This window comes from Metabacillus litoralis, from assembly GCF_003667825.1.
In the GTDB taxonomy this organism is placed as follows: Bacteria; Bacillota; Bacilli; order Bacillales; family Bacillaceae; genus Metabacillus; species Metabacillus litoralis_B.
In genome coordinates this window covers 1,501,098-1,526,058 of the sequence record NZ_CP033043.1, presented here as the reverse complement: position 1 = coordinate 1,526,058, position 24,961 = coordinate 1,501,098, and the positions used below count along the sequence as shown (strand labels likewise).

The window sequence follows — 24,961 nt, the reverse complement described above, 5'->3', positions numbered from 1 at the left end:
AGCAGCTAGGTGAGTTATTTCTTTATCAATTTTAATAAAGGTTTTGAAATAATCGGCGTCAATAATCCTGAAATAAACGCTTCAGTTATTCCATTTGTCGCTACAATGGTCATAAGCGCAGGCAAGAGCTGCTCCATGTCTAACTCCAAGAAGTTTGCATATGGCTCTCGGTAAAATAAATAAATCAATCCAAGCACTAAAACAGTATTTGTTAAAGATCCCAGCACACCGGCAATACTCATTCTTACTGTTTCATTGAGCTTTTTGCTAAGCATTTTGTGGAACACATATGCAGCAACTACACCAATTAAAATTCGGGGTAAGACGGACACAAGCGGATTCGTGAATACAATGGGTGCTATTACGCTTGTCGGAGCGACAAATGCCCTGATGAATGTAATCATTCCCCAAATCCCGCCTATGATGGCTCCTTCCTTTGTTCCGAGGACGATCGCTGCGATAATGACCGTTACCTGAATAATCGTCAAGCTAAGAGGTCCTATTGGGATATATCCTAAAAAAGGAATTGATGTTTGAATAATGATAATGGCAGTAAGCATTCCTAATAGAACCAATCGGAATGTATTATTTTTTTTGTTCATGAATAAACTCCTTTAACTCTTCGTTGTCATTCTACAAATAAAAAAGGGAATATACTTGTTATAACGCAATTTATTCGAAAATTAAACAATTTTGTGCTAGAAAAGAATCGAATTATTGATATTGCTGTAATTTCTTATTAAACTTGAAGATCTATGTAAAGAGCTTAAATTAAAAATAAAATACGGGAGGAAAAAACTGGGTTTTGTTGAATATATGAAAGGAACGATTTGAGAGGAGTAATTCTATTGAACCTAATGATTATTAATACAATCAGAACGAATAATTTTAAAGATGAAACTATTATGCAGAAGATTACAGAAATGTGGAAAGAAGCATCGGGTCTTTTGAATAATCAAGACATAGTTACATATGGTCTGTATTATCAATACGAAAGTGACTATAAAGGTGATTATTCGTTAAGCGTTGCTATAGAAGGTAGTAGTGATCACGATTCTGGGATTAACATTTCAAACACCAGTAAATATGAAATTTTTAAAGTAGATTCATCGAACGAATATGGAATACTTAATACATGGAAAGAGATATGGGAACGTGAGGAGAGAGGAAAATTAGATCGAGCTTACTCATATGATTTTGAAAAATATTACCCTGATGGTCAAATTGAAATTTACATAGCAATAAAATAAAATAGTCATATCACTAAGATTGAAATTTGTTAATTGAAGGTTGGTTTTATTATGACAATAAATTGGGTTGAAATAACAGAAGAATCATTAGAACACTATGAATCTGCTATGAAATTATACGATCAGGCGTTTCCAATCGAAGTGCGAGAACCACATCAAACCTTTTTAAGAGGCTTGCAATATACAAAAAGACCAAATAATTATCATTTCTTAGTAGGGCTTAAAGGTAACCAGCTGGCTTCGTTTGCTACAGGACACTATTTTGCAAAAATAAATGCAGGCTTCATTGTATATATTGTGACGAATCCTGAAATCCGTAATAAAGGACTAGGCTCAAAAACATTATTGAAGATAGAAGAATTGTTAAACAAAGATGCCCTTCTAGCAGGAAACTCAACAATGAAAGCCATTTTCTTAGAAACAGAAACACCAGAAATGGTACACACCGAAAAAGAAAAGCAAGATTGTCTTAAAAGATATCAATTTTTCTCTAGAAATGGCTATGAAAAATGTGATGAAATACCATATCTACAACCTGCCTTACATGATGAAATGGGAGATATACCACTAGATCTTTTTATTAAGAATTTAGACATTAATAAACGAAGTAAGGATGAAATAAAAAATGCCATCGTAACCATTTATAAAGAAAAGTACCAGTTAGTAAATGGAATTGATAAAAGTATTATTGATAATTGTCTTAAAAAGATGGAGATAGAAGACGAGGAATGACAACACCCTTGATCTGAAAAAAGCAAATAATGTCGTAAAAAGAGGAATGGTTTTACCTTTTATCTAATTGACAGCCAAAAAGATTTAGACTATTCTAATAATAACAAAAGCAACACAAAAATTATTTCGCTGATTATGTAAGCGCTTAAATTGTTTGGTTGTCCTACTAACTTCATCATAGGATAAATCTTAATTGTTTTCAAAATTACTTATAATGGTATATACCATTATAACCCAAGGCTTTATTTGCAAGAAGTAACTCACTATCATATATAATGATATTGATTATTACTTGGAGGAAGTAGGAAATGTCTTATGAAAAAATTGCTAGGAAACGAGGAATCAGCTCCGTTTTATAAACAACTTAAAGAAAAAATAGTCGAAGAGATCGAAATAGGGAAGCTAAAGCATGGCGATAAGCTGCCTTCAGAACGTGATTTAGCGGCTCAATATGGGATTAGTAGAATGACCGCAAGACATACTTTGTCAGCATTAGAAAGAGAAGGACTTGTTGAGCGTCGAGTTGGGGCAGGTAGCTTTGTTTCAAATAATAAAATTCAAATGGATTTTATTACGTTTAACAGTTTTACGAACGATATGCTAGGAAAAGGGCTAACTCCCAGTACACAGGTACTATCAATAGGACATTCGAAAGCTACACCATTTTTAGCAGAAAAACTGCAGCTTCCTGAAGGGGAAGAGCTGTTTACTGTAAAACGTCTTCGTTTAGTAAACGACCGACCAATTGCAATAGAGGAATCTTTTATTCCAGAACAGTATTGTCAAAATATTAAGAGCCTTATCACAAATGATATTTCATTATATAACGTATTAGAGAATGAATTTGGAATTAAACTTGTAAAGGCAAAAGAATTTATGAGAGTTACGTTTTCTGATGAAAATGAAAGTAAACTCTTAAAAATACGTTCTGAGAGTCCTTGTATTTTCCGGGAAGCGGTTGCCTTTGATCGAAACGACAAGGAAATTGAATTCTCTACGTCATTAACAAGAAGTGATATTGTTAAATTTTACTCAGAATTAAACCTAAAATGATCTTCATTTTAGGTATGATCTCACATTAAATGGTATATACCATTTAATGTTTTCCAGGGGGGCTACTCATGAGAGTGATTGGTGTTGGTGATAATGTAGTAGATAAATATGTTTACAAGCGAACGATGTATCCTGGTGGTAATGCATTGAACTTTAGTGTTTATGCAAAGCAATTGGGAGTGGATGCAGCCTATCTTGGGGTGTTTGGTGATGATGCTGCAGCAAATCATATTATAAAAACTCTTAAAAGCTTAGAAATTGATATAGCTCATTGTCGTCAGCATAAAGGTGAAAATGGATATGCTGCAGTTGATTTAGTAGATGGTGATCGAGTGTTTATCGGCGGTAATGATGGCGGCATTCAAAAAGATCATCCTGTTGTTCTTTTGGAGGATGACATCGAATATATCAAAACATTTGAAATAGCACATAGTAGCGTATATAGCGATATGGATGCTGAATTGCATAAAATCAAGGAAGCTGGTGTTCTCTTATCCTATGATTTTTCCAATGAATATACAGATCAGAAATTAAAAACGGTTTGTAAGGATGTTGATATTAGCTTGTTGTCGTGCGGTCAACTGTCTGAGGAAGAAGTTGAAGCACTTCTAATTAAGGCCCATTCCTATGGAAGTAGATTAAGTATTGGTACGATGGGCTCGCGAGGATCAGTGGTATATGATGGGGAGAACTTTTACAAGCAGAAGCCACATTTTGTAAAGCCGGTTGATACATTAGGTGCAGGAGATTCCTTCTTTACGGCCTTTATCTTACATTATTTAAAAGGTAAAAAAGAGAAAACGATCATTTCTCAAGCTGACCTTATCAAAACAAGTCTTGAAAAAGGCGCTGAATTTGCAGCCAAAACATGTTTAGTAGATGGTGCATTTGGTCATGGACTAATTTATTAAAAACTCTCTTTTAGAGAGAAAAAATAAATCGTTTCATTCTATAGGAGGTGGTCAATAAAACGGAATGAGTCTGACTTAGAAAACATGAAATAAGGAGGGTCAATACATGAGAAAAATGACAAAGACGCTAGGAGTTGCCATGCTAATTTTTGTCCTTTTGCTTACGGGATGTTCTAATTCTTCATCAGGTGAAGCAGAAGGAAAAACAGTCTTGAAATTTTTGCACAAGTGGCCGCAGCCTGAATATGCTCCATATTTTGAAGAAGTAGTCAAGGAATTTGAGGAACAAAATCCTGATATTAAAATTGATATGGAAGCGATCGCAGACGAACCGATTAAAGATAAGCTACGGGTTATATTAGGTGGTAATGAAGTACCCGATATTATGTTTTCATGGTCAGGAGAGTTTGCAAGGAAATTTGTTCGTGCCGGGGCAGCCTTAGACTTAACTCCTTATTTAGAGGAAGATCCTGCATGGAAGGATAGCTTTATTCCAGCTTCACTTCAACCATTTTCATCTGATGACAAAAACTATGGTATACCTCTTCGATTCAACGGCAAGTTCTTTGTATACAACAAGGAAATCTTCGATAAATACAATCTACAAGCACCTCAGACATGGGATGAATTTATGAATGTCCTAGAAACACTCAAACAAGGCGGAGAAACTCCAATTATTTTAGGTAACGAAAGTCCGTGGGCAGCGATTCACTATTTAACTGGTCTTAATCAGAAAATGGTCGCTCAGGATGTAAGAATGAATGATTATAATCCTCGTTCAGGAGAATTTACAGATCCAGGGTATGTAAAAGCAATGGAAATGTTTGCAGAACTAAACCAAAAGGGCTATTTAATGGACAATGTGAACTCTAGCTCACATGATATGGCAAAGCAGTATTTCTTTACAGGAGAAGGAGCCATGATGTATGTGGAGTTAGAGGAATTTCAAAATGTTGAAGATAGCTTGTCAGGAAACTGGGGCTTCTTCCAAATGCCAGCGATTTCAGAAGGAAAGGGTAATCAAAACTTTATAACGGGCGCACCAGATGGATTTATCGTTTCGTCTAAAACAGAGCATCCAGAGGAAGCGATCAAATTCTTAAAGTTTTTAACCAGTAAAGAAAATGCGATTAAACTGGCAGAACAAATTGGCTGGCCGAGTCCAATTGATGGAGCAACGAACCCAGATACTGCCCTGCAACAAGTAGTTGAGGGTGTTGATACGATGAAAAAAGCAGAAGGAATGGCAGAATGGCTTGATACAGATGTACACGCAAAGGTTGCTGATGTGTATTTATCCAATATCCAATTATTGTTAGATGGATCAAAATCACCTGAAGAAATTATAAAAGAAGTTCAGAAAGTAGCAAAAGAAGTTCAAAGTGAAGTGGAATAAAAGCTAAAGGGTAAGCAGTAGCCCTTACTGTTTACCCCCTCCTGGAGGGGACGTGATGAAAAATTATCGAAGTAGTCGAACAGCATTATTATACATTTTACCTGCATTGCTGATCGTCGTATGTATGGTGTTTTTACCGATCATTTTAAATCTTTACAATAGCTTTTTTCGATGGAATTCATTTGGTACAGAGAAGGTCTTTGTTGGTTTTGATTACTATCTAAGATTATTTAAAGATCCTGTGTTTTACACGGCATTAAAAAACAATGCCTTATATGCGATCATATCTCTCATTTTTCAAGTAGGCTTAGGAATTATTATTGCCGCCATTTTAGAAGATAAATTGATTCGTAGATTTCAACCATTTTTCCGTACAGTCTTTTTTATCCCCTCTGTTATTTCGATAGCGGTAGTAGGATTGCTTTGGCAGCTTCTCTACAATCCAGAGGTGGGGCTTGTAAATGGAACATTAGAGGCAATTGGTCTCTCAGAATGGACTCATTCATGGCTTGGAGATAGTAAAACCGCGATTTATGCAGTCGTTGCCGTTTCTCAATGGCAATATACCGGTTATATGACGATGCTATTCTTAATTGCCATGCAAAAAATACCAGATGAATATTATGAAGCAGCGATGATCGATGGGGCTTCTAGGATAAAATCTTTCTTTCACATCACATTGCCTCAAATACGAGAAATGATTCTTGTTGGAAGTGTGATTACTGTCATTGGAGCATTTAAGGTGTTTGATGAAGTGTACGTCATGACATTCGGAGGACCAGGGCGTTCAACCGAAGTACTGGGAACAATGCTTTATAGATCGGCTTTTCGAAATGACGAGATGGGCTACGCCTCTACGATTGGCACAGTTATATTTGTTATTACGTTAACCTTATCACTGATACAAATGAAAATTGGAAAAACAGGTAAGGAGGTGTAGTAACGACAATGACGATTAAAAATCGAATCTTTCAACTTGCTGTTATCGTATGGTTTGGGATTTTTTCTTTCGTTATTATCTTTCCCCTTATCTGGCTTTGCTTAAGTGGTCTTAAATCAAACAGAGATTTCTTTTTAAATACATGGTCACTTCCAGAGGAATGGCTTTGGGGGAACTACAAAGCTGCTTGGGATGCAGGGGTGGGAGATTTTTTCTTTAATAGTGTTTTTGTGACAATTGTATCCGTCAGTATCATCTTACTTTTGGGGGCGATGGCTGCTTATGGATTAAGTCGTTTTCAGTTTAAAGGCCAAAACATGTTGCTTGTGATCATCCTTAGTGGATTAATGCTTGCTCCACAGGTAAGCTTATTACCACTTTATAAATTGCTCCAAGCAGTTGGTCTATATAATACGTATGGAGCCTTAATTCTACCATATGTAGCGTTTCAGCTACCATTTGCCATTTTTCTTATGAGGTCTTATTTCCTTTCCATTCCTAAGGAGCTGGAGGAATCAGCAATCATTGATGGCTGTAACAGCTGGAAGGTATTTTGGCATATTATTCTACCGATGGGGAAGCCCATTATCGCATCAGCTGCTCTTTTAACAGGGATGTTCGTATGGAATGAATTTATGTTTGCTCTTGTTTTTATAGAGGACTCAAGTCTTCGTACAATACCTGTTGGACTGATGAATTTACGAAGTCAACTAAATACAAACTTTGGTATACAGTTAGCGGGCTTGGCGATATCAGCGTTGCCAATGGTTATTGCTTATATCATGTTTCAAAAGCAATTTGTACGAGGCATTTCAGCAGGTGGGGTCAAGGGATGATAGAAAGGGAGTATCTATTACTCCTCTTCTATTCGCTTTCGTTATTGCAAAAAAGTACTACCTCAATTGGTATATACCAAAGTAAAAAAAAATACTCTAAACTATGTGCATGAGAAGGAGGGATGTTATGACAAAAATGAAAAGATCGCAACTTACCGGAATGAATTTTCACTATCTACACTATCCGTTCGAGTATTTTTTAGATGCTATGGAAAAATATCAGTTTCAAAAAATTGAGGTTTGGGGCGCTGCACCACATTGTTATGTGGAGGATATGAATGGATCAGATATTCAACAAATCAAAAAAGAAATTGAAAGAAGATCACTAGAGGTTGTTTGTTTTACCCCAGAGCAATGTATGTATCCAATTAATCTTGCCGCCAAAGAAACAGTAATGCGTGAAAGAAGCATCTCTTATTTTAAAAAGTCAATTGATGTAGCGAACCAATTAGAAGCTCCTATGGTTTTAGTGACAGCTGGTTGGGGCTATCGCAACGAAGGGAGAAGTGAGGCGCTTAAAAGAGCAAGAGATTCATTGGAAAAACTGACAGCTTATGCAGAAAAGAAAGGGATTTTGTTGGCCCTTGAACCATTACAAAAGGTAGAGTCAAACTTAATTTGTACTTTAGCCGATTTAAAAGAAATGCTGAATTCCATTTCATCACCATTCTTAAAAGGAATGGTAGATACGATTCCTTTAGCTGTAGAGAAGGAGGATTTGAGTAGCTATTTTAAAGAGTTAAAAGATGACTTTGTTCATATCCACTTTATCGATGGAAATCCTACTGGGCACCTATCCTGGGGAGATGGTGTTCTGCCATTAGAAAACTATATGGCAACATTAGCAGAATATCATTACGAAGGAGCATTAACGCTAGAGTTTACGTCAGCGCAGTATTTACAGAATCCAAATGCTGCTATTGAACAATCTTTACGGACATTAGATCCATACCTTAAATAGGCTAGCCTGCTACCTAAAAAAAGAGGGTTCCTTTTATGACATTTTGGAGGTCTTATCCAAGAAATCTGAAGGTTTTGTTGGTTGCCATGCTGATTAACTCAACAGGAATGGCATTTCTTTGGCCCTTACACACGATTTATATCACACATGGCATGAATCGTACATTATCTGAAGCAGGATTTGTCTTAATGCTCCATTCTGCAGCTGAAATTGTTGGTAGCTTTCTAGGAGGCTTTTTATTTGACCGAATCCGAGCAAAGAGAACGCTTCTTTACGGTGGGATATCTTCTGTCATTCTCCTCCTGTTTATTTCGGTAGGCTTATCATGGCCATGGTATATCACCGCCATGATTCTCTTAGGAGTAAGCATAGGTTCGCTCTTTCCTCCAATCTATGCTCTTGCAGGCAATGTATGGGAAGAAGGGGGAAGTAAAAGCTTTCATCTTATCTACCTTATTTTAAATATTGGTGTTGCTGTAGGTACCGCATTAGGGGGAATCGTAGCAGGGTTTGATTTTCGTTATGTTTTTTGGGTAAATGCCCTCACCTATATCATTTTTCTTTTGATTGTCTTGACTCTGCTTGATGAACCAAATCACAACAACCAATCGACTAAAGAGCAGCATTCTCAGGACCAACAGCCTATCCAATTTTATAAATCAAATAATCTTTCAGCACTCATTCTCTTGTGCTTAGGATTTATGTTTTGCTGGGTTATTTACAACCAATGGCAAACAACGATATCCAGCTATATGCTTCAAATTGGCTTTACCCTAGCATCGTATAGCTTGATTTGGACAATAAATGGCGTCGTCATTATCTTGCTACAGCCAGTTATTCAATGGTATATGCTACGGAAAAACATTTCGTGGATGTGGCAATTAACTGCTGGTGTGCTTTTTTACATGATCTCCTTCACGCTACTTTCACAAAGCAGCTTTTATCATGGCTTTCTGATCTCGATGGTGATTATGACAATAGGAGAAATTCTCATTTTTCCATTGGTTCCTGCGATTGCCGATTATTTAGCTCCGTCGGGTAAAAAAGGGATGTATCAAGGTATTGTGAATGGCTCAGCAAATGTTGGGCGAACCCTTGGTCCATTGTTTGGAGGAATCGTGTTTGATTCCTTTGGTCCAGTTGTTTTCTTCTTATCATGTGTAGGAATAGGTGGATTTGCACTGATATGTTTTGTGACATATCAAAGGCTTCATTATATAAAGGCAATATCATTAAAAAACAAATAGATATGGAGGAATCATCATGTTGAAATTTGATAAAGATCAGTTTGTAGAATTAGTAGGGACAGTAGGACTTTCTAAAAGAGAAGAAATTGAGAATATTGTAGATGAGATTACAAATAAAGGGTTCAAAAACATCTTTCTAATTGGCTCAGGCGGTACGATTGCGATGATGCTTCCATATGAATATATTTTTAAATCAAATTCATCGATTGAAGTGCATGCAGAAATTGCGGCTGAGCTTCTTGTTATGAATAACCGTCATCTTACAAAGGATTCTGTTTGTATCTTCGCTTCCGTAACAGGAACAACAAAGGAAACGGTAGCTGCTGCAGAATTTTGTAAAGAAAAAGGAGCAACAACGATTGGATTAGTTGCCTTACCAGATACACCACTAGGAGATGTTGTAGATTATCGAATTTCAACAGGACATGAAAAACATTCATTTGACACATTCTTTCTTCACCTACAATTATTAACATTTCGTTTTATTCACAACCAAAATGAGTTTCCACAATATGAGAAGTTTGCAAACGAGCTTGCCGCCTTACCAGAAGCACTGGCTCAGGCAATGGAGGAATTTGATTCAAGAGCTGAGCAATTTGCGATCCGCCACAAAGATACAAAGTATCATATGCTAGTAGGTGCAGGAAATCTGTGGGGTAATACGTATTCTTACGCCATGTGCATATTAGAGGAAATGCAGTGGATTAAATCAAAATCCATTCATGCAGCAGAATTTTTCCATGGCACACTAGAACTCGTAGAAGAAGATACAAGTATGATCATTTTTAAAGGAGAAGATGAAACTCGTCCGTTAGCTGAAAGAGTTGAACGTTTTGCAGATAAAATTACGAATGAGCTCTTTATTCTTGATACAAAGGATTATGCACTACCAGGAATTAGTGAAGAATTCCGAAAGCATGTCGCAATCAATGTAAACTGGGCCCTAACAGGTCGAATTAGTGTCTATCTTGAGCGAGAAAGAGATCATTCGTTAGATATTAGAAGATACTACCGTAAAATGGACTATTAAGGAGGAGCATGGATGTTCAACTTTGATGTTGAAAGATTTTTGAACATACAAAACGGTGCACTGTCGCTACAGGATGAAATGAATCAAGCCATTGATGGGATTGTCGAGCAAGGAATTGATAATGTCTTTTTCGTTGGTACAGGTGGAGCAGCTATTTTAATGTTTGCTGCCGAGTATATCCTGAAAAATAACTCAACTTTGCCTGTTTATACTGAAATATCTTCAGAATTAATGCATATGGATCACAAGCATTTGACTGAAAAATCATTAGTGATTCTAGCTTCGTTATCTGGCACAACAAAAGAAACAGTTGAAGTGGCAAGCTTTTGTAAGGAAAAGGGAGCAACAACGATTAGCCTGGTTGGTCATGGAAATACTCCGTTAGCAACCATGACCGATTATACATTTGTGAATTTTGCCGAAGATGATACATCCTGTGAATCTTTTTATATTCAATCCTATCTCATAGCTTTCAGGTTAATGTATAAACGGAATGAATTACCAGAGTATCATCGATTTGGTGAAGAAATGAAACAGCTACCAGCTGCATTATTGAAGGTAAAGGAAGCTACCGAAAACCGTGCTGCAGCTTTTGCGAGTAAACATAAAGAAACACCCTATCATATTCTTTCGGGAACTGGTGTAGACTGGGGTCAAACCTATTATTATGCTATGTGTATTCTAGAAGAAATGCAATGGATCAAAACCCGACCTGTTCATGCATCTGATTTTTTCCATGGGACACTAGAATTAGTAGAAGAAGATACAAGCATCATCCTCTTAAAAGGAGAAGACAAATCTCGAACGCTTACCGAACGGGTTCAACGATTTGCCGAGAACTATTCTAAGGAGCTTACTGTATTTGATACGAAGGACTACGAACTAGAAGGAATCTCGTCAGAATTAAGACATTTAGTTTCTCCAATTGTGTTGGCCACTTTACTTGAACGAGTAAGCTGCCACCTTGAGAAGGAGCGAAATCATCCACTTACAACGAGAAGGTATTATAAGAAGGTTCCGTTTTAATAAGTAATTAGGTAAAACCTCACAAAGTTGTTATCTCAACTTGTGAGGTTTTTTTGGAATAGAAACTTTTTTAAATACAAGTAAAATAGTATTTTTACATCATGAGAAAGGCATTTTGTAAGGGGAGATTATTTTGTCTAAATGCCACCACCACCACTGCTCTAATGGTATTTCAGTTGATTGATTAAATTTTGGTATACCTTTTGAAATGGGTAAGGTTATATAAACATGTTTTAACTAGGGACAATGGGTGACATTGTCCTATTTCACTGGAACCTTATCAGGTGTTCTCTAAAATAATGTATAAAGAAAGGTTATAAAGAAGTAACCTCCACAGTCAATTTCTCAACGGTTGGAACATCATCCGGTGCCATTTCCGACGATCTAAAAACACATTGAATTTCAATTTGATCATTTTCGATAATGGCAGCAACAACTTTATTCGTTATTCATGATATGCCCCATACAAGTTTATTTCCCTCTGATATAGGGTTTAACAGTAAAAAATACATATTTTTAAATAAATATTTATTGTAAAACGATAAAATTTGTGTTAAATTTCAACATGACAACAAAACAGTGAGGTGCTTTTTATGAAACGCGGATCAACATTCTTTTTAAAAACGGCTGTTATTTTTATGGGGATTCCTGTTCTTGCATTGTGTATCTTTTTATTACCTCAGATAGCAACTGAAGCAATCGAGCAAGTAAAAATGGGTTCTGAGTTGGCTTATATTGTATTTAGTATTTTATTTTTGATGTATTTATCGGCGATACCGTTTTACATAGCGTTGTATCAAGCTTTAAGGCTATTGAGTTATATTGATCAAAACCTAGCTTTTTCGGATTTATCTGTAAAAGCTCTTAAGAAGATAAAAAAATGCGCCATCACCATAAGTGGTTTTTATGTGGTAAACCTACCGTTTGTCTACATCATATCCGAGTGGGACGACGCACCAGGCCTCATCTTAATCGGAATGGTCATTATTGGGGCATCAATGGTTATCGCAGTCTTTGCCGCCGTACTCCAAAGACTATTACAAGAAGCTATTCATATAAAATCAGAAAATGATTTAACGGTCTGAGGTGAACAACAATGGCAATTATTATAAATATTGATGTGATGTTAGCGAAAAGAAAAATGAGTGTTACGGAACTATCAGAGAGAGTAGGGATCACCATGGCGAATCTTTCTATATTGAAAAACGGAAAGGCCAAAGCGGTTCGCTTATCAACTTTAAATGCCATTTGTAAGGCATTAGAATGTCAACCCGGTGATATTTTAGAATACAAAAGTGACCAGGATAATGAGGAATAATAACAGGAGGTGGAAAATTTCAATGAAAATTCCTTTTCTCAATAGTAAACAATTAGAAAAACCCTTTAATAATCTAGAAGAAGATACATTAAACCTTCATACGCCAGACCATGTTGCGATCATTATGGACGGAAACGGACGTTGGGCGGGAAATCGTGGAATGCCACGAGTAGCAGGTCATAAAGAAGGAGTATCAACTGTCGTTAAAATCGTTAAGATTGCAGTCAAATGCAAGGTGAAGGTTTTAACACTTTATACATTTTCCACGGAAAACTGGAAACGACCAAAGGTAGAGGTAGACTCATTATTAAGGCTTCCAAAGGAGTTTTTGTCTATATATCTACCAGAGCTTATAGCTAATAATGTACGCATTGAGGCAATCGGTGATATGGAAAATCTCCCAGCACATACACGTGAAGCCGTTCAGTATGCGATTGACCGCACAAAGGATAATGACGGGCTTCAGCTGAATATTGCGCTCAACTATGGTAGTAGACACGAAATTCTAAAAGCTATGAAAAAAATGTTCACAGATCTAAACGATGAAAAATTATCACTCGATGAGCTGGATGAGCAGCAGTTTTCAAAATATCTCTATACAACTGGTCTAAAAGATCCTGATCTTCTTATTCGAACAGGAGGGGAAAAGCGCCTAAGTAATTTCCTGCTCTGGCAGTTAGCCTACACAGAGTTTTGGTTTACAGATGTTCTTTGGCCGGATTTTTCTGAGGATGAATTTCTACATGCCTTAAAAGAATACGGGCAACGAAAAAGACGGTATGGCGGAATATAAGGCAGTGAATGCTGAGTAGGAAATAATTGCGCTTACTGTTGCACGCTTCTGCCTTTAATACCAAGACCAAACTTAAATGAGTAAAAAGGATCATTAGTCTGCTATAGACTGATGATCCTTTTTATATATCAAATATGAAAAATCATTCATTCAGATGCTTCTATCTCATAACCACAAAGAATATACATAAGCAAAAACGGAAGGGGAAAACGATATGGAGCCACTATCTGAAAAAAATAAGAAGTTACAGCTAGATCAACTCATTTTTCCGCCCTTTAGAACAGAAACAAATATCCCTCGAAATGACCTGCCGATCTACTCAGCTGAAACTCCTCATATGCCACCCTTTTCTCCTTATCGACCGATCAAACCATATCCAACGTATCCTTCGTACCAGCAAATAACTGAAATTTTACAGAAAAAAACTAAGGGGGATTAGGTATGGCATGGAAAAACAGCAGAGAGGATCTGAACGTTTATACACAAGGTGAAATTGATCGATGGGTGTATTCGACCTGTAATATATGCTCCAACGGCTGTGGTTGCTTTGTGGCAGTAAAAGACGACCAAATCGTAGGCATAAAAGGAAATAAGCAATATCCCACTAACCAAGGAAGACTAGGACCTAAGGGAGAAAATCAATGGTGGGCCAATAACAGTACAGATCGATTAACGAGCCCACTTATTCGTAATAAGCAAGGGGTGTTAGTAAAAGCCTCATGGGATGACGCTTTAGCTCTATTAGTTGAAAAAACGACGGAGCTCGTCCGTCAAGTTGGCCCCAAAAGCCTCGGCTTTTATCATACCGGACAGGCATATTTAGAAGAATATTATACGATTGCCAAAGTAATGAAGGCAGGCTTAGGTATGCATAACATCGATGCTAATACCCGTCTTTGTACGGCTACCGCCGAGTGGTCGCTTATTCAATCGTTTGGTTCAGACGGACCTCCAGCCTGCATGGAGGACATTGATCGTACAGAAGTGATTGTCATTATTGGTCTTAATATGAGCGAAACGAATACAGTTATGTGGGAAAGAGTTCTCGAAGCTAAAAGAAATAATGGTACGAAGCTAATTGTCATTGATCCGCGTCAGACTCTTACGCAGCGTTTTGCTGATTTATCTCTCTATCCTAAAAGTGGAACGAATGTTGCTTTACTAAATGGTATCATTCACTTACTCATTACTCATGGTTGGATTGATAGTAGCTTTATTGAAAAACACACAATTGGTTTTGATAGCTTAAGAAATACAGTCGTAGCATACCGACCGGAAGTAGTAGAGAGCATTACGGGTGTATCAAAAGAAGAGCTATACGAGTGTGCAAGATTAATAGGTACATCGCAGTCGACCTTGACACTTCTGTTACAAGGAGTTTATCAAAGCATGGATGCTACTCCGGCAGCCACTTTAGTCAATTCGATGCACTTGATTATGGGGAAAATAGGTAAACCTGGTTCCGGTCCGTTTCAGCAGGACGGACAGCCAAGTGCCATGTCTAACCGAGAAGTAGGTGGTGCCGCGTTTTATCCAGGCTACCGTAACTCTTCCAACCCTAATCATATACGAGAAATGGAGGAGTTGTGGAATCTTCCGTACGGTACACTTCCTGTTGGTCCTGTCACTCATATCATGAACATGCTAGAACTCATAGAAAACGGAACGATCCAAATGATGTGGGTTATGGCAACAAATCCAGTCGTGACCCTGCCGAATCGTGACCGGGTCATCAAGCTGTTAAAAAAAGTATTTCTCGTTGTCCAAGATCCGTTCTTAAGTGAAACAGCAGAACTAGCCGATCTCGTACTGCCAACAGCTCTTTGGGGTGAAAAGGAAGGGACGATGACGAATTTAGAGCGAAGGGTAAATGTACTCAGAAAGGCGGTTCCAGCTCCGAGCGGACTGCCATCAGATTTTGAATTGCTGCTAGAGTTTTCCAGACGTATGAATCTTAGAGACCGACACGGGAAACCTCTAATAACTTATCAAACTCCTGAAGAAGCATTCAATGAATGGAAGCTTATCTCAAAGGGGCGTCCCTGTGATATGTCTGGCATGACTTATGAGAAAATGGAGGAGCTTGGCGGTATCCAATGGCCGTGTAATGAGCACTACCCACTAGGAAAAAAGCGTTTGTATACGGATGGTCATTTTCATACAAATGTGGATGATGCTCACTCTTATGGAAAATTACTAGAAACAGGAAGAGCAAGAACGAGAAAAGAGTTTAAAGATCTAGAGGCTAATGGGCGAGCTATCCTTTACGGATTTCATTGGACTCCAGCACCAGAGCATCCTAATGAAGAATATCCATTTTCCTTAAACAACGGTCGATTGGTGTATCACTGGCATACACGAACGAAAACAGGGAGAGCACCAATTTTACAAATGGCAGCCCCAGAAGCGTATGCAGAAATTCATCCTATTGACGCTAAAACACTATCATTAGAAACAGGTGACTATGTTAGAATTACGACCAAACGAGGTTCAATTAGCGTACTTGCAAGAATTGTAGACTCGGTCATGCCAGGTTCGGTGTTCATCCCGTTTCATTATGGAGCATTAACGGAGGAAGAAGCTGCTAATATCCTTACGGTCGATATTTGGGATCAAGTATCCAAGCAGCCGCGTTTTAAAGCTGGCGCCTGTAAAGTTGAAAAATTACTAGAAAAGAAATAAGGAGTGATTTCATGAAAACTCATTTACAAAAGCTCGAACAAAAAAGCTATGAAGCCAACACAAAACTCTACCATCACTTTACAGAAATAAGAGAGCCAAACGCGATCGCCCGCCGGCTCTCTCTTCTATTAACCGAAATGCAGCAATATGCCAGAGCATCGATTAATGCCCACCAAAATAAAACTGAACAAAAAGAGTTCCTTTCCATCCTCTACCGAAACGCCGACGAAACAAATGAAATGTACACGATGCTCCAAAACGTTTCACCTATAAATCTACAAGTGGAGATCAATTCGATCAGTGATATACTAGTAGAATTAGTTCCAAATATAGTGGAGGAATATGGAAGAGAAGAAACACTGTTTATCATAACACCTCGATTTCAGCAGTTGTCTAATGTGTGGAGGTAATAAAAAACTTTAGAGGAATCATAGTTTACTTATTCTGATCGAGTTGAAATTCTTAAACGTAGAAAACAAGTATGTGAAATTATATTTTGTTCAGACTAGAGGAATACCCTCAATCCATACTTTATAGTTGAAAAATATAGTTAGATTTCACTCATCAGTTTCTCAACTGCGGGAACATCAGCTGGTGCCCATTTCAAAGACTTAAGATTTTCTCTTTTCAACCATAGAAGAGTTGAATGCTCACTAGGTGTTGGTGTTCCATCAATAATTCTACATTTAATCGCAATTAAATTGATAATAAAGGTTTCATATTCATGTATATTGTCATGAAACAAATCTACTGTTTCAATCTTACAGTTTAGCTCCTCTTTAATCTCTCTCACTAAAGCAGAATAAATGTCTTCGTCTTTTTCAACTTTTCCACCTGGAAACTCCCACATATTTGGCATAGCCATTTCCGGTGATCTTAAAGCACAAAGAATTTCCTTTTTCTCATTTTCAATGATTGCAGCAACAACTTTAACCGTTTTTTTCATGATTGCCCCCAAATAATGGATTTCCAAGATTATCATAGCATTTCAACTTTTATTTAAAAAGTTTATGTAAATGAATTTTTGATAATTTTTTAAATAAACAAGAACAAACGTTCCTGTTTTATGGTAAAATATAGATATGATCATGGGTGGTCATCTTTACCCAACATAAAAAGGAGTATGATGCTTATGTAATGATTTATTTAATCTGAAGTAGTAAACAAAAGCTGACAAATTTATATTATAATATCAGGTAGAGGTGATATAATGGATGAAAAAATTCTTAACCTACTCACTGAAATGAACAAAGATTTAAAGAATATGAAATTAGATATGACTCAATTTAAAACTGACGTGAACAAAGATTTAAAGAGTTTAAAAATAGATATGACACAATTCAAAACTGAAATGCACAATCGTTTTGACAAGATTGATGCAAAACTTGATGGTGTTGGTAGTCAGTTTGAATTAACAAACGAGCAAAGAATGAATGAATATGAATTTATTGCTGACAAAGTTAATAAACTAGAGAAGGAAATTTATTTTCTTAAAACTAAGAATAATAATTAACGATAGAAAATTTAAATAGAACATAAAAGCGATGGGTGTATGAATAGCCAGCTCGGTTTTCGAGTACAAAAACTTAATCCAGATACAAATTAGCAGTCCAATTCACAAAATGAATTGGACTGAATCTTTTTGTTACTTATCAAAATTTTTGCACCATACCTCGAATTCCTTCCAACAAGATGTCAAAAGTTAGTGTTACTAAATTAATTAGGATTCATGTCCTGAAAGTGGTAGGGCTTTGAATATTTAAGTTAGAAAATTTAGTAGAAAGGTTATTCAGGGAATTGATAGGCGGAGAAATTCCGGTTAAGGTATATAGTAGGTGCTTAAATTGCCGATATAGGCGGAAATATTCCGGTTAACTTCTATATTTTAAGCTAAATTTGGGGATTAGGTTCATATAAGCGAAAAAACTCCCCTTATTTTGTGTGGAATGTTGATTTTTCCCGATTTAAACGGAATTTTTACTTTTATTTTTCAAATTTTAGCGAAAACACAAGTACCAAGTGCAAAATACTTGGAGACACAATTCCAAGCGCTTTTACTAATCAAATTGTCGGTTAATTTAAGTGTTAATTTGATTAGTCCGGTTATTTCTAATTTAGTACTTCAAAACCGAACCCGTTTAAGAATGACCCCTCGTTTTAATTCTCATAATCAGTATGATTGTCAAAACAAAAGGAGCGCTGTAAAAATGAATACATATATTTTTGACGTCGATGATACACTTTACGACCAAGCACAATCTTTTCATAAAACGGTAAGGAAGCTGCTTCAAGTAGCTTTATCAGATGAGGAAATCGATCAATTATATAAAGCTAGTCGAAAATATAGTGAGATCTTATTCGATAAAAGTGAAACCGGTGAAATTTCTCAATTTGAATGGCAAACCGGTCGAATAATTGCTGCCTGTAAGGACTTTAACATTCCGATTGATACGGAAAAGGCGGCTATTTTTCATGAAACATATGTTGCTGAACAAAATAATATTACACTGTTTCCGGAAGTTGAAGAGCTACTGAATCTTCTTTACAGAGATGGGAAACAGCTTGGGATTCTTACGAACGGTGAAGAAAAACATCAAGCCATGAAAATTGACCAGCTCGGTCTTAATCGCTGGATACCTGCAGAACAGACGTTTATTTCTGGAAGTATTGGGCATGCGAAACCGAAACGGGAAGTGTTTGAGTTTATTGAACAGAAGATGGGTCTTGATCAAAGCAAAACGGTATATATCGGGGACAATTTTGAAAAGGATATTATTGGAGCAAAGCAAGCAGGCTGGCAGGCGATCTGGATGAATCATCGAAAGAAGGGGTTACCAGCAGGCGCTGCCTATACACCTGATTATGAGGTACATAGTGCTAAAGAGCTGTTACATTTGTTTAGTGAAAATTCGTGATTTACTAGAAAATGTTTATGAACCAGCCATGAACTAAACAACATATCAATTCGCTAATATATTCACTTCGTTTTTCTTATAAGGAGAAGAGCGAGGTGTTTTTTTGTTTAGGAAGTTGCTAAATAAAATAATATACTCTTATTCTAGTGTTGGCTTGAGCATCTGATTTGTCTTAAAATAGGTTTTATAAACTAAAGAATAAAAGAGGAACAAACATGAAAAAACTACAAGAGTTTTCAAAACAATACCAAGAGGAAATGAATTGGCAAATTAAAACAGATGATTACGAAAGAACAAAGTCATCACTATTAAATAATTACATGCTACTAACGACAGAAGTTGCAGAAATAGCGGAGGAATTACGCAAAGCCTTCAATTTGACAAATACAATGATCAATGATGGAATGCCAGAGGAACAAGCGTTCGGGATAGCGAAAGCCAGTATAAAAAAGGAACTAGGGAAAGAATTTGCTGATTGTCTTGCGTACATCACGAAGTTTGCAAATTACTTCGAAATTGATTTAGAGGAAAGCTTTTATCTGAAGATGGAAGAAGTTCAAAACAGAAAAAATAAAGACATTGCTATTGTGAAAAAATAATCACTTGTGCTTATTCTCGGGTTCAGTACATTGTTATCATAGGAGAAATTAAAATATCATTTGTAAAAATACAAGAATAAAGGTGCTAGATATGAAAATATTACTTGTCGAGGATGATAAATCAATTGCAATGGGCTTGGATTACTCATTAAAACAAGAAGGATATGAAACGATTGTTTGCTATGATACTGAGCAGGCGAAAAATGTAATTGAAAAGCAATTAAATGAAGTAGATTTGTTTTTGTTTGATTTGTCCTTACCAGATGGAAGTGGTTACGAGCTATGTGAGTTAGTCAAGAAACGGGGAGATAAGCCTGTAATCTTTTTGACTGCTTTGGATGATGAAGTGAATGTGGTGATGGGACTTGATATGGGGGCGGATGATTATATAACAAAGCCGTTCCGTATTCGTGAGTTATTCTCTCGAATTCGATCCGTGCTTCGCCGTTACAATAAGCAATCAACAACGCAAGCAAAAAATATATTTGAAATCGAAACTATTCGGATCAATACACTAGAAGGAAAGGTGTACAAAAACGGGGAGGAAGTGCTCCTTACTGCGTTGGAATACCGCCTTCTTTTGATCTTTGCAAATCATATTGGACAGGTTCTTACCAGAGCACAGCTGCTTGATCGAATTTGGGATGTTGCAGGTGACTTTGTGAATGATAATACATTGACGGTTTACATAAAAAGATTACGTGAAAAGCTAGAGGACGAGCCGCAAAACCCAACCATTATCAAGACAATACGTGGCATGGGCTATAAGGTTGGTGACTAGGATGTTACGAAACAAAGAAATTCAATTTTTTCTCCTTGCTTTAGTAGCAATAATGTTACTGGCAACCATCGCTACTTTTTTCCTGCTTTCAGGACTAGCAGCAACGATGGTTTTTCTAACCTCTGTCCTACTAATTGGTTGTAGTTTATTTTTTACAAAATGGAGATACAGGGAAATTGAAAAGCTATCGGGCTATTTACGTAAAATTTCAAGCGGTGACTATAGTCTGGATGTTCGTGATAATTATGAAGGTGAACTTAGTATTTTAAAGAGTGATATATATAAAGTAACGTTGATGCTGTCTGAGCACCACTCGTTGCTACAACAAGATAAAGTGAAGCTAACGAATGCCATTTCAGATATTTCTCACCAGCTAAAAACGCCATTAACTTCGATGATGGTCATGGCAGATCTTTTAGGTGACACCAAGCTTGAGGAAGCAAAGCGAGAAGAGTTCACAAATAACATTCGTGTGCAGCTTGAACGAATTGAGTGGCTTGTATCCTCTTTATTAAAGCTATCAAAAATTGACGCTGGAACAGTTCCTTTTAAAAGAGATCCTATTTTACTTTCTGACTTACTAGAACAAGCGATTCAGCCTGTTTTAGTACCTATGGATATTAAGCAGCAAACTCTTAACGTAACTGGTGAAAAAGAAGTATCATTTATTGGTGATTTTAACTGGACAACAGAGGCAATCATCAATATTTTAAAAAACTGTGTGGAGCATACACAGGAGGGTGGAGAAATTTCCATATCGTTTACAGAAAATGCACTATTTACGGAATTGATTATCTCTGATAATGGCAAGGGTATTCCAAAAGAAGATTTACCTTATATTTTCAAACGTTTTTACAGAGGGAAAAATGCAGGAGAAGATAGTGTCGGCATAGGACTAGCAATGGCGCACAGTATTATCAAAAGTCAACATGGTGATATTGAAGTGAAAAGCGAAATCGGAAAAGGAACAACATTCATCATTAAGTTTTATAAACAAGTCATTTAGGGGGACGGAGGGTCAGGTTCCGTGTCCCAAAGGGACAACGAACCTGACCCTCCGTCTCAATGTGAATAAATTGTCACTTTGCTAGTCACTTTATTGTCATATTAGGCAGATAAACTAACAGTAAGATGAAAATATGGAGGAAATCATAATGAATATTTTACAAATTGAAAATCTGTCTAAGGTCTATGGCAAAGGAGACACAGCAGTTAAAGCACTAGATAATGTATCGTTTTCTGTGAAAAAAGGGGAGTTTGTCGTGATTATTGGTCCATCAGGATCAGGGAAGTCAACTCTACTTCATCTTCTTGGTGGTGTTGATCGGCCATCTAGCGGAAAGGTATTAATAGATAATACCGATATCTATAGCTTAAATGAAACACAATTAGCGATTTTTAGAAGACGACAAATCGGACTTATTTATCAGTTTTACAATTTGATTCCGATTTTAACAGTTGAAGAGAATATTACCCTGCCAATGCTATTAGATGAGCATAAGGTCGATCCAGAGCATTTAAAGAAGATTATTGGTACATTAGGGTTAGAAAATCGCTTAAACCATTTACCAAATCAGCTTTCTGGTGGTCAGCAGCAGAGGGTTTCCATAGGACGTGCTTTAATCAGTAATCCTGCGATTATGCTAGCAGATGAGCCTACTGGAAATTTAGATAGCAAAAACAGCGGTGAAATTATTGAGCTTTTAAAAATGTTCAATAAAACGTATAACCAAACATTAATTGTGATTACACATGATGAACGTATTGCCTTACAAGCTGATCGTGTGATTTCAATTGAGGACGGAAGGATCGCAAAGGATGAGGTGATCCGTCCATGAACATTATCAACAAATTAACAATACGACATCTCAAGGAAAACAAGCGAAGAACACTTGTTACCATTATTGGTGTGATCATTTCAGTTGCCATGATTTCAGCCGTTGCAACCCTAAGTGTTTCTTTTTTAGATTTGACCATTAGGGAAAATATCTCACAAAATGGTGAATGGCATGTTAAATATAAAGATGTGAATGCAAAACAACTTGAAGCCATTGAAAAGGATAATGAAACTGATAAGGTCATGTTATCTAGAGATCTTGGATATGCACACTTTCCAGATTCTAAAAATGAAAGTAAGCCTTATTTGTTTATAAAGGAATATAACGCAACTGCATTCAAGCAGTTTCCGATTGAGTTATCGGAAGGACGTTTACCAAAAGCTGAAAACGAAGTAGTGATATCAGAGGAAATTGATAAGAATGCGAGTGTACAATATAAGATTGGAGACAAGCTAACTCTTGATATCGGAAATCGTGTTACTCACAATCAAGAAGAGGGTCTTGACCAGTCTTATAGCTTGACGATAGATGAAAATGGAGTAGCTGAAGAACTCAAGATAAAATCAACAGAAACGTTTACCATCGTTGGTAAGATTAAACGTCCCAAATGGGAAAATTCATTAGCACCTGGCTACACCATCATAAGCTATGTTGATAAAGATGTAGTGAGCAATGCTGATAAAGCTGATGCAATTGTTGTGCTAAAGAAGGTCAAAGGCTCACTTTTTAAACATGCAGAAAAACTTGCCGAGCAACAAGGTATTGAATCTATTAGTTATAATACGGAATTGCTTCGCTTTTATGGTGTAACGAAAAATGAAGGATTATTTATTACATTATTCTCGCTTGCAGGAATAATCATGGCCGTTATTATAGTTGGTTCAGTCGCACTCATTTATAATGCGTTTGCCATTAGTGTTTCAGAACGTTCAAGACATTTAGGTATGCTTGCGAGTGTTGGGGCAACTAAAAAACAAAAGCGAAACTCTGTATTTTTTGAAGGAGCAATCATTGGGGCCATTAGTATTCCACTTGGCTTTCTTTCAGGTATTGGCGGGATGGCCGTCACATTTGCTTTTATTAACTCATATCTACACGACGCGCTTAATACGTCTGTAAAACTAAAGGTAATTGTTACACCGGCTTCGATACTAGTTGCTTGTGTTGTTTCTATCTTAACGATTTTTATCTCAACCTATCTTCCAGCAAAAAGAGCATCAAAAGTGTCAGCAATCGATGCACTTCGTCAAACACAGGATGTAAAATTAACACGAAAAGCTGTCAAAACATCAAAGTTTGTTCGCAAATTGTTTGGGATAGAAGCTGAAATTGGCCTAAAAAACCTAAAACGAAATAAACGAAGATATCAAGCAACTGTGTTTTCTTTAGTGATTAGTATTGTCCTGTTTTTAGCTGTGTCATTTTTTACGGACAATATTAAAAAGTCACTTGAACTGTCTCAACATGATATTAGCTATGATATTCAGGTATATGGATCTGGGGTTAATTCGGAGGACCTAGCACCACTGGCAAACCTTGACTATGTTACTGATTCGATTTTGCTAAATGATGTGAGTGTAAATGCTATGATTCCTGTAGAAATGGCTTCAAAAGAAATACAGCAGCTAGCAAAAGAAGATGATTCTGTTGTAAAGGAAGGAAAATACCCTTATTACGCAACGTTACATGGATTAGATCAAGAAAGTTTTAAAGAATTCGCCAACAGTATCGAGGTAGATGTTGAAAAACTTGATAATCCCAACGATCCTAGTGCCATTATTATTGAAAAGATAAAATACGAAGATGCTGAATCTGGAAAATTTATTGAAGAAAAGACCATTCATGGTGAAATTGGACAAATGGTAGATTTGCATACCTTTGATTATGAAGGAAATGGAGATCAGCAATTTTTGAATCGTATTAAGATCGGTGCGTTAACGGATCAAGTTCCAATGGGTGTTCAAACGGCTAGTTTAGGTGGACTTGATATCATTGTCACACAAGAAACGCTAGACAATCTTATTCGTTCTAATAAGCAACTACAGAGCGAAATGAATCCATACTTGTATCTGAATTCATCTGATCCACTTGGCACTCAGAAAGCATTGGATGAAGCTATTTCATCTAATATGTATGTTTATAACGTTTATGAAAGAAGGCAAGAACAAGAGCAAATGGTCCTTATGCTGTCAGTATTCACATACGGATTTATCACATTGATTTCATTAATATCGATTGCAAATATTTTTAATACGATCTCAACAAGCATCACACTTCGCAAACGAGAATTTGCCATGCTACGTTCAGTCGGTATGACACCAAAAGGCTTTAATAAAATGATTAACTACGAAAGTATTTTCTATGGAATAAAGTCATTAACATACGGACTCCCAATCAGCGGCATTGTCATGTATTTGATGTACCTAGGACTACGCCAAACCTTCGAATACGGCTTTGCAGTCCCTTGGATGAGCGTAGCCTTTGTCATCGTCATCATATTCGTCATCGTTGGATTAGCCATGCTCTACAGCATCCAAAAAATCAAAAAAGAAAATATTATTGATGGATTGAAGCAGGAGAGTATTTAGTAGGGGAAGGTGGTGCCTGTCACTTCCCGAATTTTGTCGAAAATTCTAGAATCTAATATAAAAAA

General features: G+C 36.8%; 26 protein-coding genes. 24 read left to right on the top strand and 2 right to left on the bottom strand.

The features are described from left to right. Positions 1–14: 14 nt before the first annotated feature. Positions 15–602: an ECF transporter S component gene (locus tag D9842_RS07135; RefSeq protein WP_121661929.1), complete on the bottom strand. Its 588-nt coding sequence runs from the start codon at positions 600–602 to the stop codon at positions 15–17. 255 nt (positions 603–857) lie between these two features. Between D9842_RS07135 and D9842_RS07130 the strand changes: the two genes are divergently transcribed. From D9842_RS07130 to D9842_RS07050, 17 genes are all read left to right on the top strand, one after another. Then, entirely contained in the window at positions 858–1,250 is a 393-nt protein-coding gene (locus tag D9842_RS07130) for a GyrI-like domain-containing protein (RefSeq protein ID WP_306821526.1), read from the top strand. 51 nt (positions 1,251–1,301) lie between these two features. Next, positions 1,302–1,982 (top strand): GNAT family N-acetyltransferase, encoded by a 681-nt coding sequence (locus D9842_RS07125; RefSeq protein ID WP_121661927.1) that lies wholly within the window; start codon positions 1,302–1,304, stop codon positions 1,980–1,982. 315 nt (positions 1,983–2,297) lie between these two features. Further along, on the top strand, positions 2,298–3,035 hold the full coding sequence (locus tag D9842_RS07120) for a GntR family transcriptional regulator (protein WP_121661926.1): 738 nt from the start codon (positions 2,298–2,300) through the stop codon (positions 3,033–3,035). A gap of 68 nt (positions 3,036–3,103) precedes the next feature. Beyond that, on the top strand, positions 3,104–3,946 hold the full coding sequence (locus D9842_RS07115; RefSeq protein WP_121661925.1) for a fructoselysine 6-kinase: 843 nt from the start codon (positions 3,104–3,106) through the stop codon (positions 3,944–3,946). Positions 3,947–4,052: 106 nt separating this feature from the next. Continuing rightward, positions 4,053–5,342 carry an ABC transporter substrate-binding protein gene (locus tag D9842_RS07110; RefSeq protein ID WP_121661924.1) on the top strand — a complete coding sequence of 430 codons (1,290 nt, stop codon included), beginning with the start codon at positions 4,053–4,055 and terminating at the stop codon, positions 5,340–5,342. A gap of 55 nt (positions 5,343–5,397) precedes the next feature. Next, positions 5,398–6,282 carry a carbohydrate ABC transporter permease gene (locus D9842_RS07105; protein WP_121661923.1) on the top strand — a complete coding sequence of 295 codons (885 nt, stop codon included), beginning with the start codon at positions 5,398–5,400 and terminating at the stop codon, positions 6,280–6,282. 8 nt (positions 6,283–6,290) lie between these two features. Then, positions 6,291–7,118, top strand: a complete 828-nt coding sequence (locus D9842_RS07100) for a carbohydrate ABC transporter permease (RefSeq protein WP_121661922.1) — start codon at positions 6,291–6,293, stop codon at positions 7,116–7,118. A gap of 127 nt (positions 7,119–7,245) precedes the next feature. Continuing rightward, entirely contained in the window at positions 7,246–8,079 is an 834-nt protein-coding gene (locus D9842_RS07095; protein WP_162987344.1) for a TIM barrel protein, read from the top strand. 35 nt (positions 8,080–8,114) lie between these two features. Then, positions 8,115–9,326 (top strand): MDR family MFS transporter, encoded by a 1,212-nt coding sequence (locus D9842_RS07090; RefSeq protein WP_121661920.1) that lies wholly within the window; start codon positions 8,115–8,117, stop codon positions 9,324–9,326. A 16-nt stretch (positions 9,327–9,342) separates the two neighbouring features. After that, on the top strand, positions 9,343–10,356 hold the full coding sequence (locus D9842_RS07085; protein ID WP_121661919.1) for an SIS domain-containing protein: 1,014 nt from the start codon (positions 9,343–9,345) through the stop codon (positions 10,354–10,356). A 12-nt stretch (positions 10,357–10,368) separates the two neighbouring features. Beyond that, a complete protein-coding gene (locus D9842_RS07080; RefSeq protein ID WP_121661918.1) occupies positions 10,369–11,382 on the top strand; it encodes an SIS domain-containing protein in 1,014 nt (337 codons plus the stop codon). Positions 11,383–11,975: 593 nt separating this feature from the next. Next, on the top strand, positions 11,976–12,467 hold the full coding sequence (locus tag D9842_RS07075) for a DUF2975 domain-containing protein (RefSeq protein ID WP_121661917.1): 492 nt from the start codon (positions 11,976–11,978) through the stop codon (positions 12,465–12,467). A gap of 11 nt (positions 12,468–12,478) precedes the next feature. After that, positions 12,479–12,700 (top strand): helix-turn-helix domain-containing protein, encoded by a 222-nt coding sequence (locus tag D9842_RS07070; protein WP_121661916.1) that lies wholly within the window; start codon positions 12,479–12,481, stop codon positions 12,698–12,700. Between the two features lie 16 nt (positions 12,701–12,716). Further along, positions 12,717–13,493 (top strand): undecaprenyl pyrophosphate synthase, encoded by a 777-nt coding sequence (locus D9842_RS07065; protein WP_121664974.1) that lies wholly within the window; start codon positions 12,717–12,719, stop codon positions 13,491–13,493. Between the two features lie 214 nt (positions 13,494–13,707). After that, the gene (locus D9842_RS07060; RefSeq protein ID WP_121661915.1) at positions 13,708–13,932 is read left to right on the top strand and encodes a hypothetical protein; all 225 of its coding nucleotides are present in this window, start codon (positions 13,708–13,710) and stop codon (positions 13,930–13,932) included. 2 nt (positions 13,933–13,934) lie between these two features. Then, a complete protein-coding gene (locus D9842_RS07055) occupies positions 13,935–16,175 on the top strand; it encodes a molybdopterin oxidoreductase family protein (protein WP_121661914.1) in 2,241 nt (746 codons plus the stop codon). An 11-nt stretch (positions 16,176–16,186) separates the two neighbouring features. Beyond that, positions 16,187–16,585 carry a hypothetical protein gene (locus tag D9842_RS07050; protein ID WP_121661913.1) on the top strand — a complete coding sequence of 133 codons (399 nt, stop codon included), beginning with the start codon at positions 16,187–16,189 and terminating at the stop codon, positions 16,583–16,585. A 140-nt stretch (positions 16,586–16,725) separates the two neighbouring features. Here the strand turns inward: D9842_RS07050 and D9842_RS07045 are convergent, their stop codons facing one another. Continuing rightward, positions 16,726–17,121, bottom strand: a complete 396-nt coding sequence (locus D9842_RS07045; protein WP_121661912.1) for a (deoxy)nucleoside triphosphate pyrophosphohydrolase — start codon at positions 17,119–17,121, stop codon at positions 16,726–16,728. 264 nt (positions 17,122–17,385) lie between these two features. On the opposite strand from D9842_RS07045, the gene D9842_RS07040 reads away from it, so the two are divergent. From D9842_RS07040 to D9842_RS07010, 7 genes are all read left to right on the top strand, one after another. Continuing rightward, positions 17,386–17,688: a hypothetical protein gene (locus D9842_RS07040; RefSeq protein ID WP_121661911.1), complete on the top strand. Its 303-nt coding sequence runs from the start codon at positions 17,386–17,388 to the stop codon at positions 17,686–17,688. A gap of 694 nt (positions 17,689–18,382) precedes the next feature. Further along, positions 18,383–19,090: an HAD family hydrolase gene (locus D9842_RS07035; RefSeq protein ID WP_121661910.1), complete on the top strand. Its 708-nt coding sequence runs from the start codon at positions 18,383–18,385 to the stop codon at positions 19,088–19,090. A gap of 215 nt (positions 19,091–19,305) precedes the next feature. Continuing rightward, complete coding sequence (locus D9842_RS07030) at positions 19,306–19,689, top strand: MazG nucleotide pyrophosphohydrolase domain-containing protein (RefSeq protein WP_121661909.1); 384 nt, start codon at positions 19,306–19,308, stop codon at positions 19,687–19,689. Between the two features lie 91 nt (positions 19,690–19,780). Then, positions 19,781–20,470, top strand: coding sequence for a response regulator transcription factor (locus D9842_RS07025; protein ID WP_121661908.1), 690 nt, complete (start codon positions 19,781–19,783; stop codon positions 20,468–20,470). Position 20,471: 1 nt separating this feature from the next. After that, a complete protein-coding gene (locus D9842_RS07020) occupies positions 20,472–21,476 on the top strand; it encodes a sensor histidine kinase (RefSeq protein WP_121661907.1) in 1,005 nt (334 codons plus the stop codon). A gap of 148 nt (positions 21,477–21,624) precedes the next feature. Continuing rightward, on the top strand, positions 21,625–22,308 hold the full coding sequence (locus D9842_RS07015; protein WP_121661906.1) for an ABC transporter ATP-binding protein: 684 nt from the start codon (positions 21,625–21,627) through the stop codon (positions 22,306–22,308). After that, entirely contained in the window at positions 22,305–24,896 is a 2,592-nt protein-coding gene (locus tag D9842_RS07010; RefSeq protein WP_121661905.1) for an ABC transporter permease, read from the top strand. Before D9842_RS07015 ends, D9842_RS07010 begins: the two co-directional genes overlap by 4 nt. The last annotated feature ends 65 nt before the right edge of the window (positions 24,897–24,961 follow it).

What these genes read in the sequence shown, in the direction of transcription:
- D9842_RS07135 (WP_121661929.1), bottom strand. Translation starts at nt 602, where the DNA reads ATGAACAAAAAAAATAATACATTCCGATTGGTTCTATTAGGAATGCTT.
- D9842_RS07130 (WP_306821526.1), top strand. Translation starts at nt 858, where the DNA reads ATGATTATTAATACAATCAGAACGAATAATTTTAAAGATGAAACTATT.
- D9842_RS07125 (WP_121661927.1), top strand. Translation starts at nt 1,302, where the DNA reads ATGACAATAAATTGGGTTGAAATAACAGAAGAATCATTAGAACACTAT.
- D9842_RS07120 (WP_121661926.1), top strand. Translation starts at nt 2,298, where the DNA reads ATGAAAAAATTGCTAGGAAACGAGGAATCAGCTCCGTTTTATAAACAA.
- D9842_RS07115 (WP_121661925.1), top strand. Translation starts at nt 3,104, where the DNA reads ATGAGAGTGATTGGTGTTGGTGATAATGTAGTAGATAAATATGTTTAC.
- D9842_RS07110 (WP_121661924.1), top strand. Translation starts at nt 4,053, where the DNA reads ATGAGAAAAATGACAAAGACGCTAGGAGTTGCCATGCTAATTTTTGTC.
- D9842_RS07105 (WP_121661923.1), top strand. Translation starts at nt 5,398, where the DNA reads ATGAAAAATTATCGAAGTAGTCGAACAGCATTATTATACATTTTACCT.
- D9842_RS07100 (WP_121661922.1), top strand. Translation starts at nt 6,291, where the DNA reads ATGACGATTAAAAATCGAATCTTTCAACTTGCTGTTATCGTATGGTTT.
- D9842_RS07095 (WP_162987344.1), top strand. Translation starts at nt 7,246, where the DNA reads ATGACAAAAATGAAAAGATCGCAACTTACCGGAATGAATTTTCACTAT.
- D9842_RS07090 (WP_121661920.1), top strand. Translation starts at nt 8,115, where the DNA reads ATGACATTTTGGAGGTCTTATCCAAGAAATCTGAAGGTTTTGTTGGTT.
- D9842_RS07085 (WP_121661919.1), top strand. Translation starts at nt 9,343, where the DNA reads ATGTTGAAATTTGATAAAGATCAGTTTGTAGAATTAGTAGGGACAGTA.
- D9842_RS07080 (WP_121661918.1), top strand. Translation starts at nt 10,369, where the DNA reads ATGTTCAACTTTGATGTTGAAAGATTTTTGAACATACAAAACGGTGCA.
- D9842_RS07075 (WP_121661917.1), top strand. Translation starts at nt 11,976, where the DNA reads ATGAAACGCGGATCAACATTCTTTTTAAAAACGGCTGTTATTTTTATG.
- D9842_RS07070 (WP_121661916.1), top strand. Translation starts at nt 12,479, where the DNA reads ATGGCAATTATTATAAATATTGATGTGATGTTAGCGAAAAGAAAAATG.
- D9842_RS07060 (WP_121661915.1), top strand. Translation starts at nt 13,708, where the DNA reads ATGGAGCCACTATCTGAAAAAAATAAGAAGTTACAGCTAGATCAACTC.
- D9842_RS07055 (WP_121661914.1), top strand. Translation starts at nt 13,935, where the DNA reads ATGGCATGGAAAAACAGCAGAGAGGATCTGAACGTTTATACACAAGGT.
- D9842_RS07050 (WP_121661913.1), top strand. Translation starts at nt 16,187, where the DNA reads ATGAAAACTCATTTACAAAAGCTCGAACAAAAAAGCTATGAAGCCAAC.
- D9842_RS07045 (WP_121661912.1), bottom strand. Translation starts at nt 17,121, where the DNA reads ATGAAAAAAACGGTTAAAGTTGTTGCTGCAATCATTGAAAATGAGAAA.
- D9842_RS07040 (WP_121661911.1), top strand. Translation starts at nt 17,386, where the DNA reads ATGGATGAAAAAATTCTTAACCTACTCACTGAAATGAACAAAGATTTA.
- D9842_RS07035 (WP_121661910.1), top strand. Translation starts at nt 18,383, where the DNA reads ATGAATACATATATTTTTGACGTCGATGATACACTTTACGACCAAGCA.
- D9842_RS07030 (WP_121661909.1), top strand. Translation starts at nt 19,306, where the DNA reads ATGAAAAAACTACAAGAGTTTTCAAAACAATACCAAGAGGAAATGAAT.
- D9842_RS07025 (WP_121661908.1), top strand. Translation starts at nt 19,781, where the DNA reads ATGAAAATATTACTTGTCGAGGATGATAAATCAATTGCAATGGGCTTG.
- D9842_RS07020 (WP_121661907.1), top strand. Translation starts at nt 20,472, where the DNA reads ATGTTACGAAACAAAGAAATTCAATTTTTTCTCCTTGCTTTAGTAGCA.
- D9842_RS07015 (WP_121661906.1), top strand. Translation starts at nt 21,625, where the DNA reads ATGAATATTTTACAAATTGAAAATCTGTCTAAGGTCTATGGCAAAGGA.
- D9842_RS07010 (WP_121661905.1), top strand. Translation starts at nt 22,305, where the DNA reads ATGAACATTATCAACAAATTAACAATACGACATCTCAAGGAAAACAAG.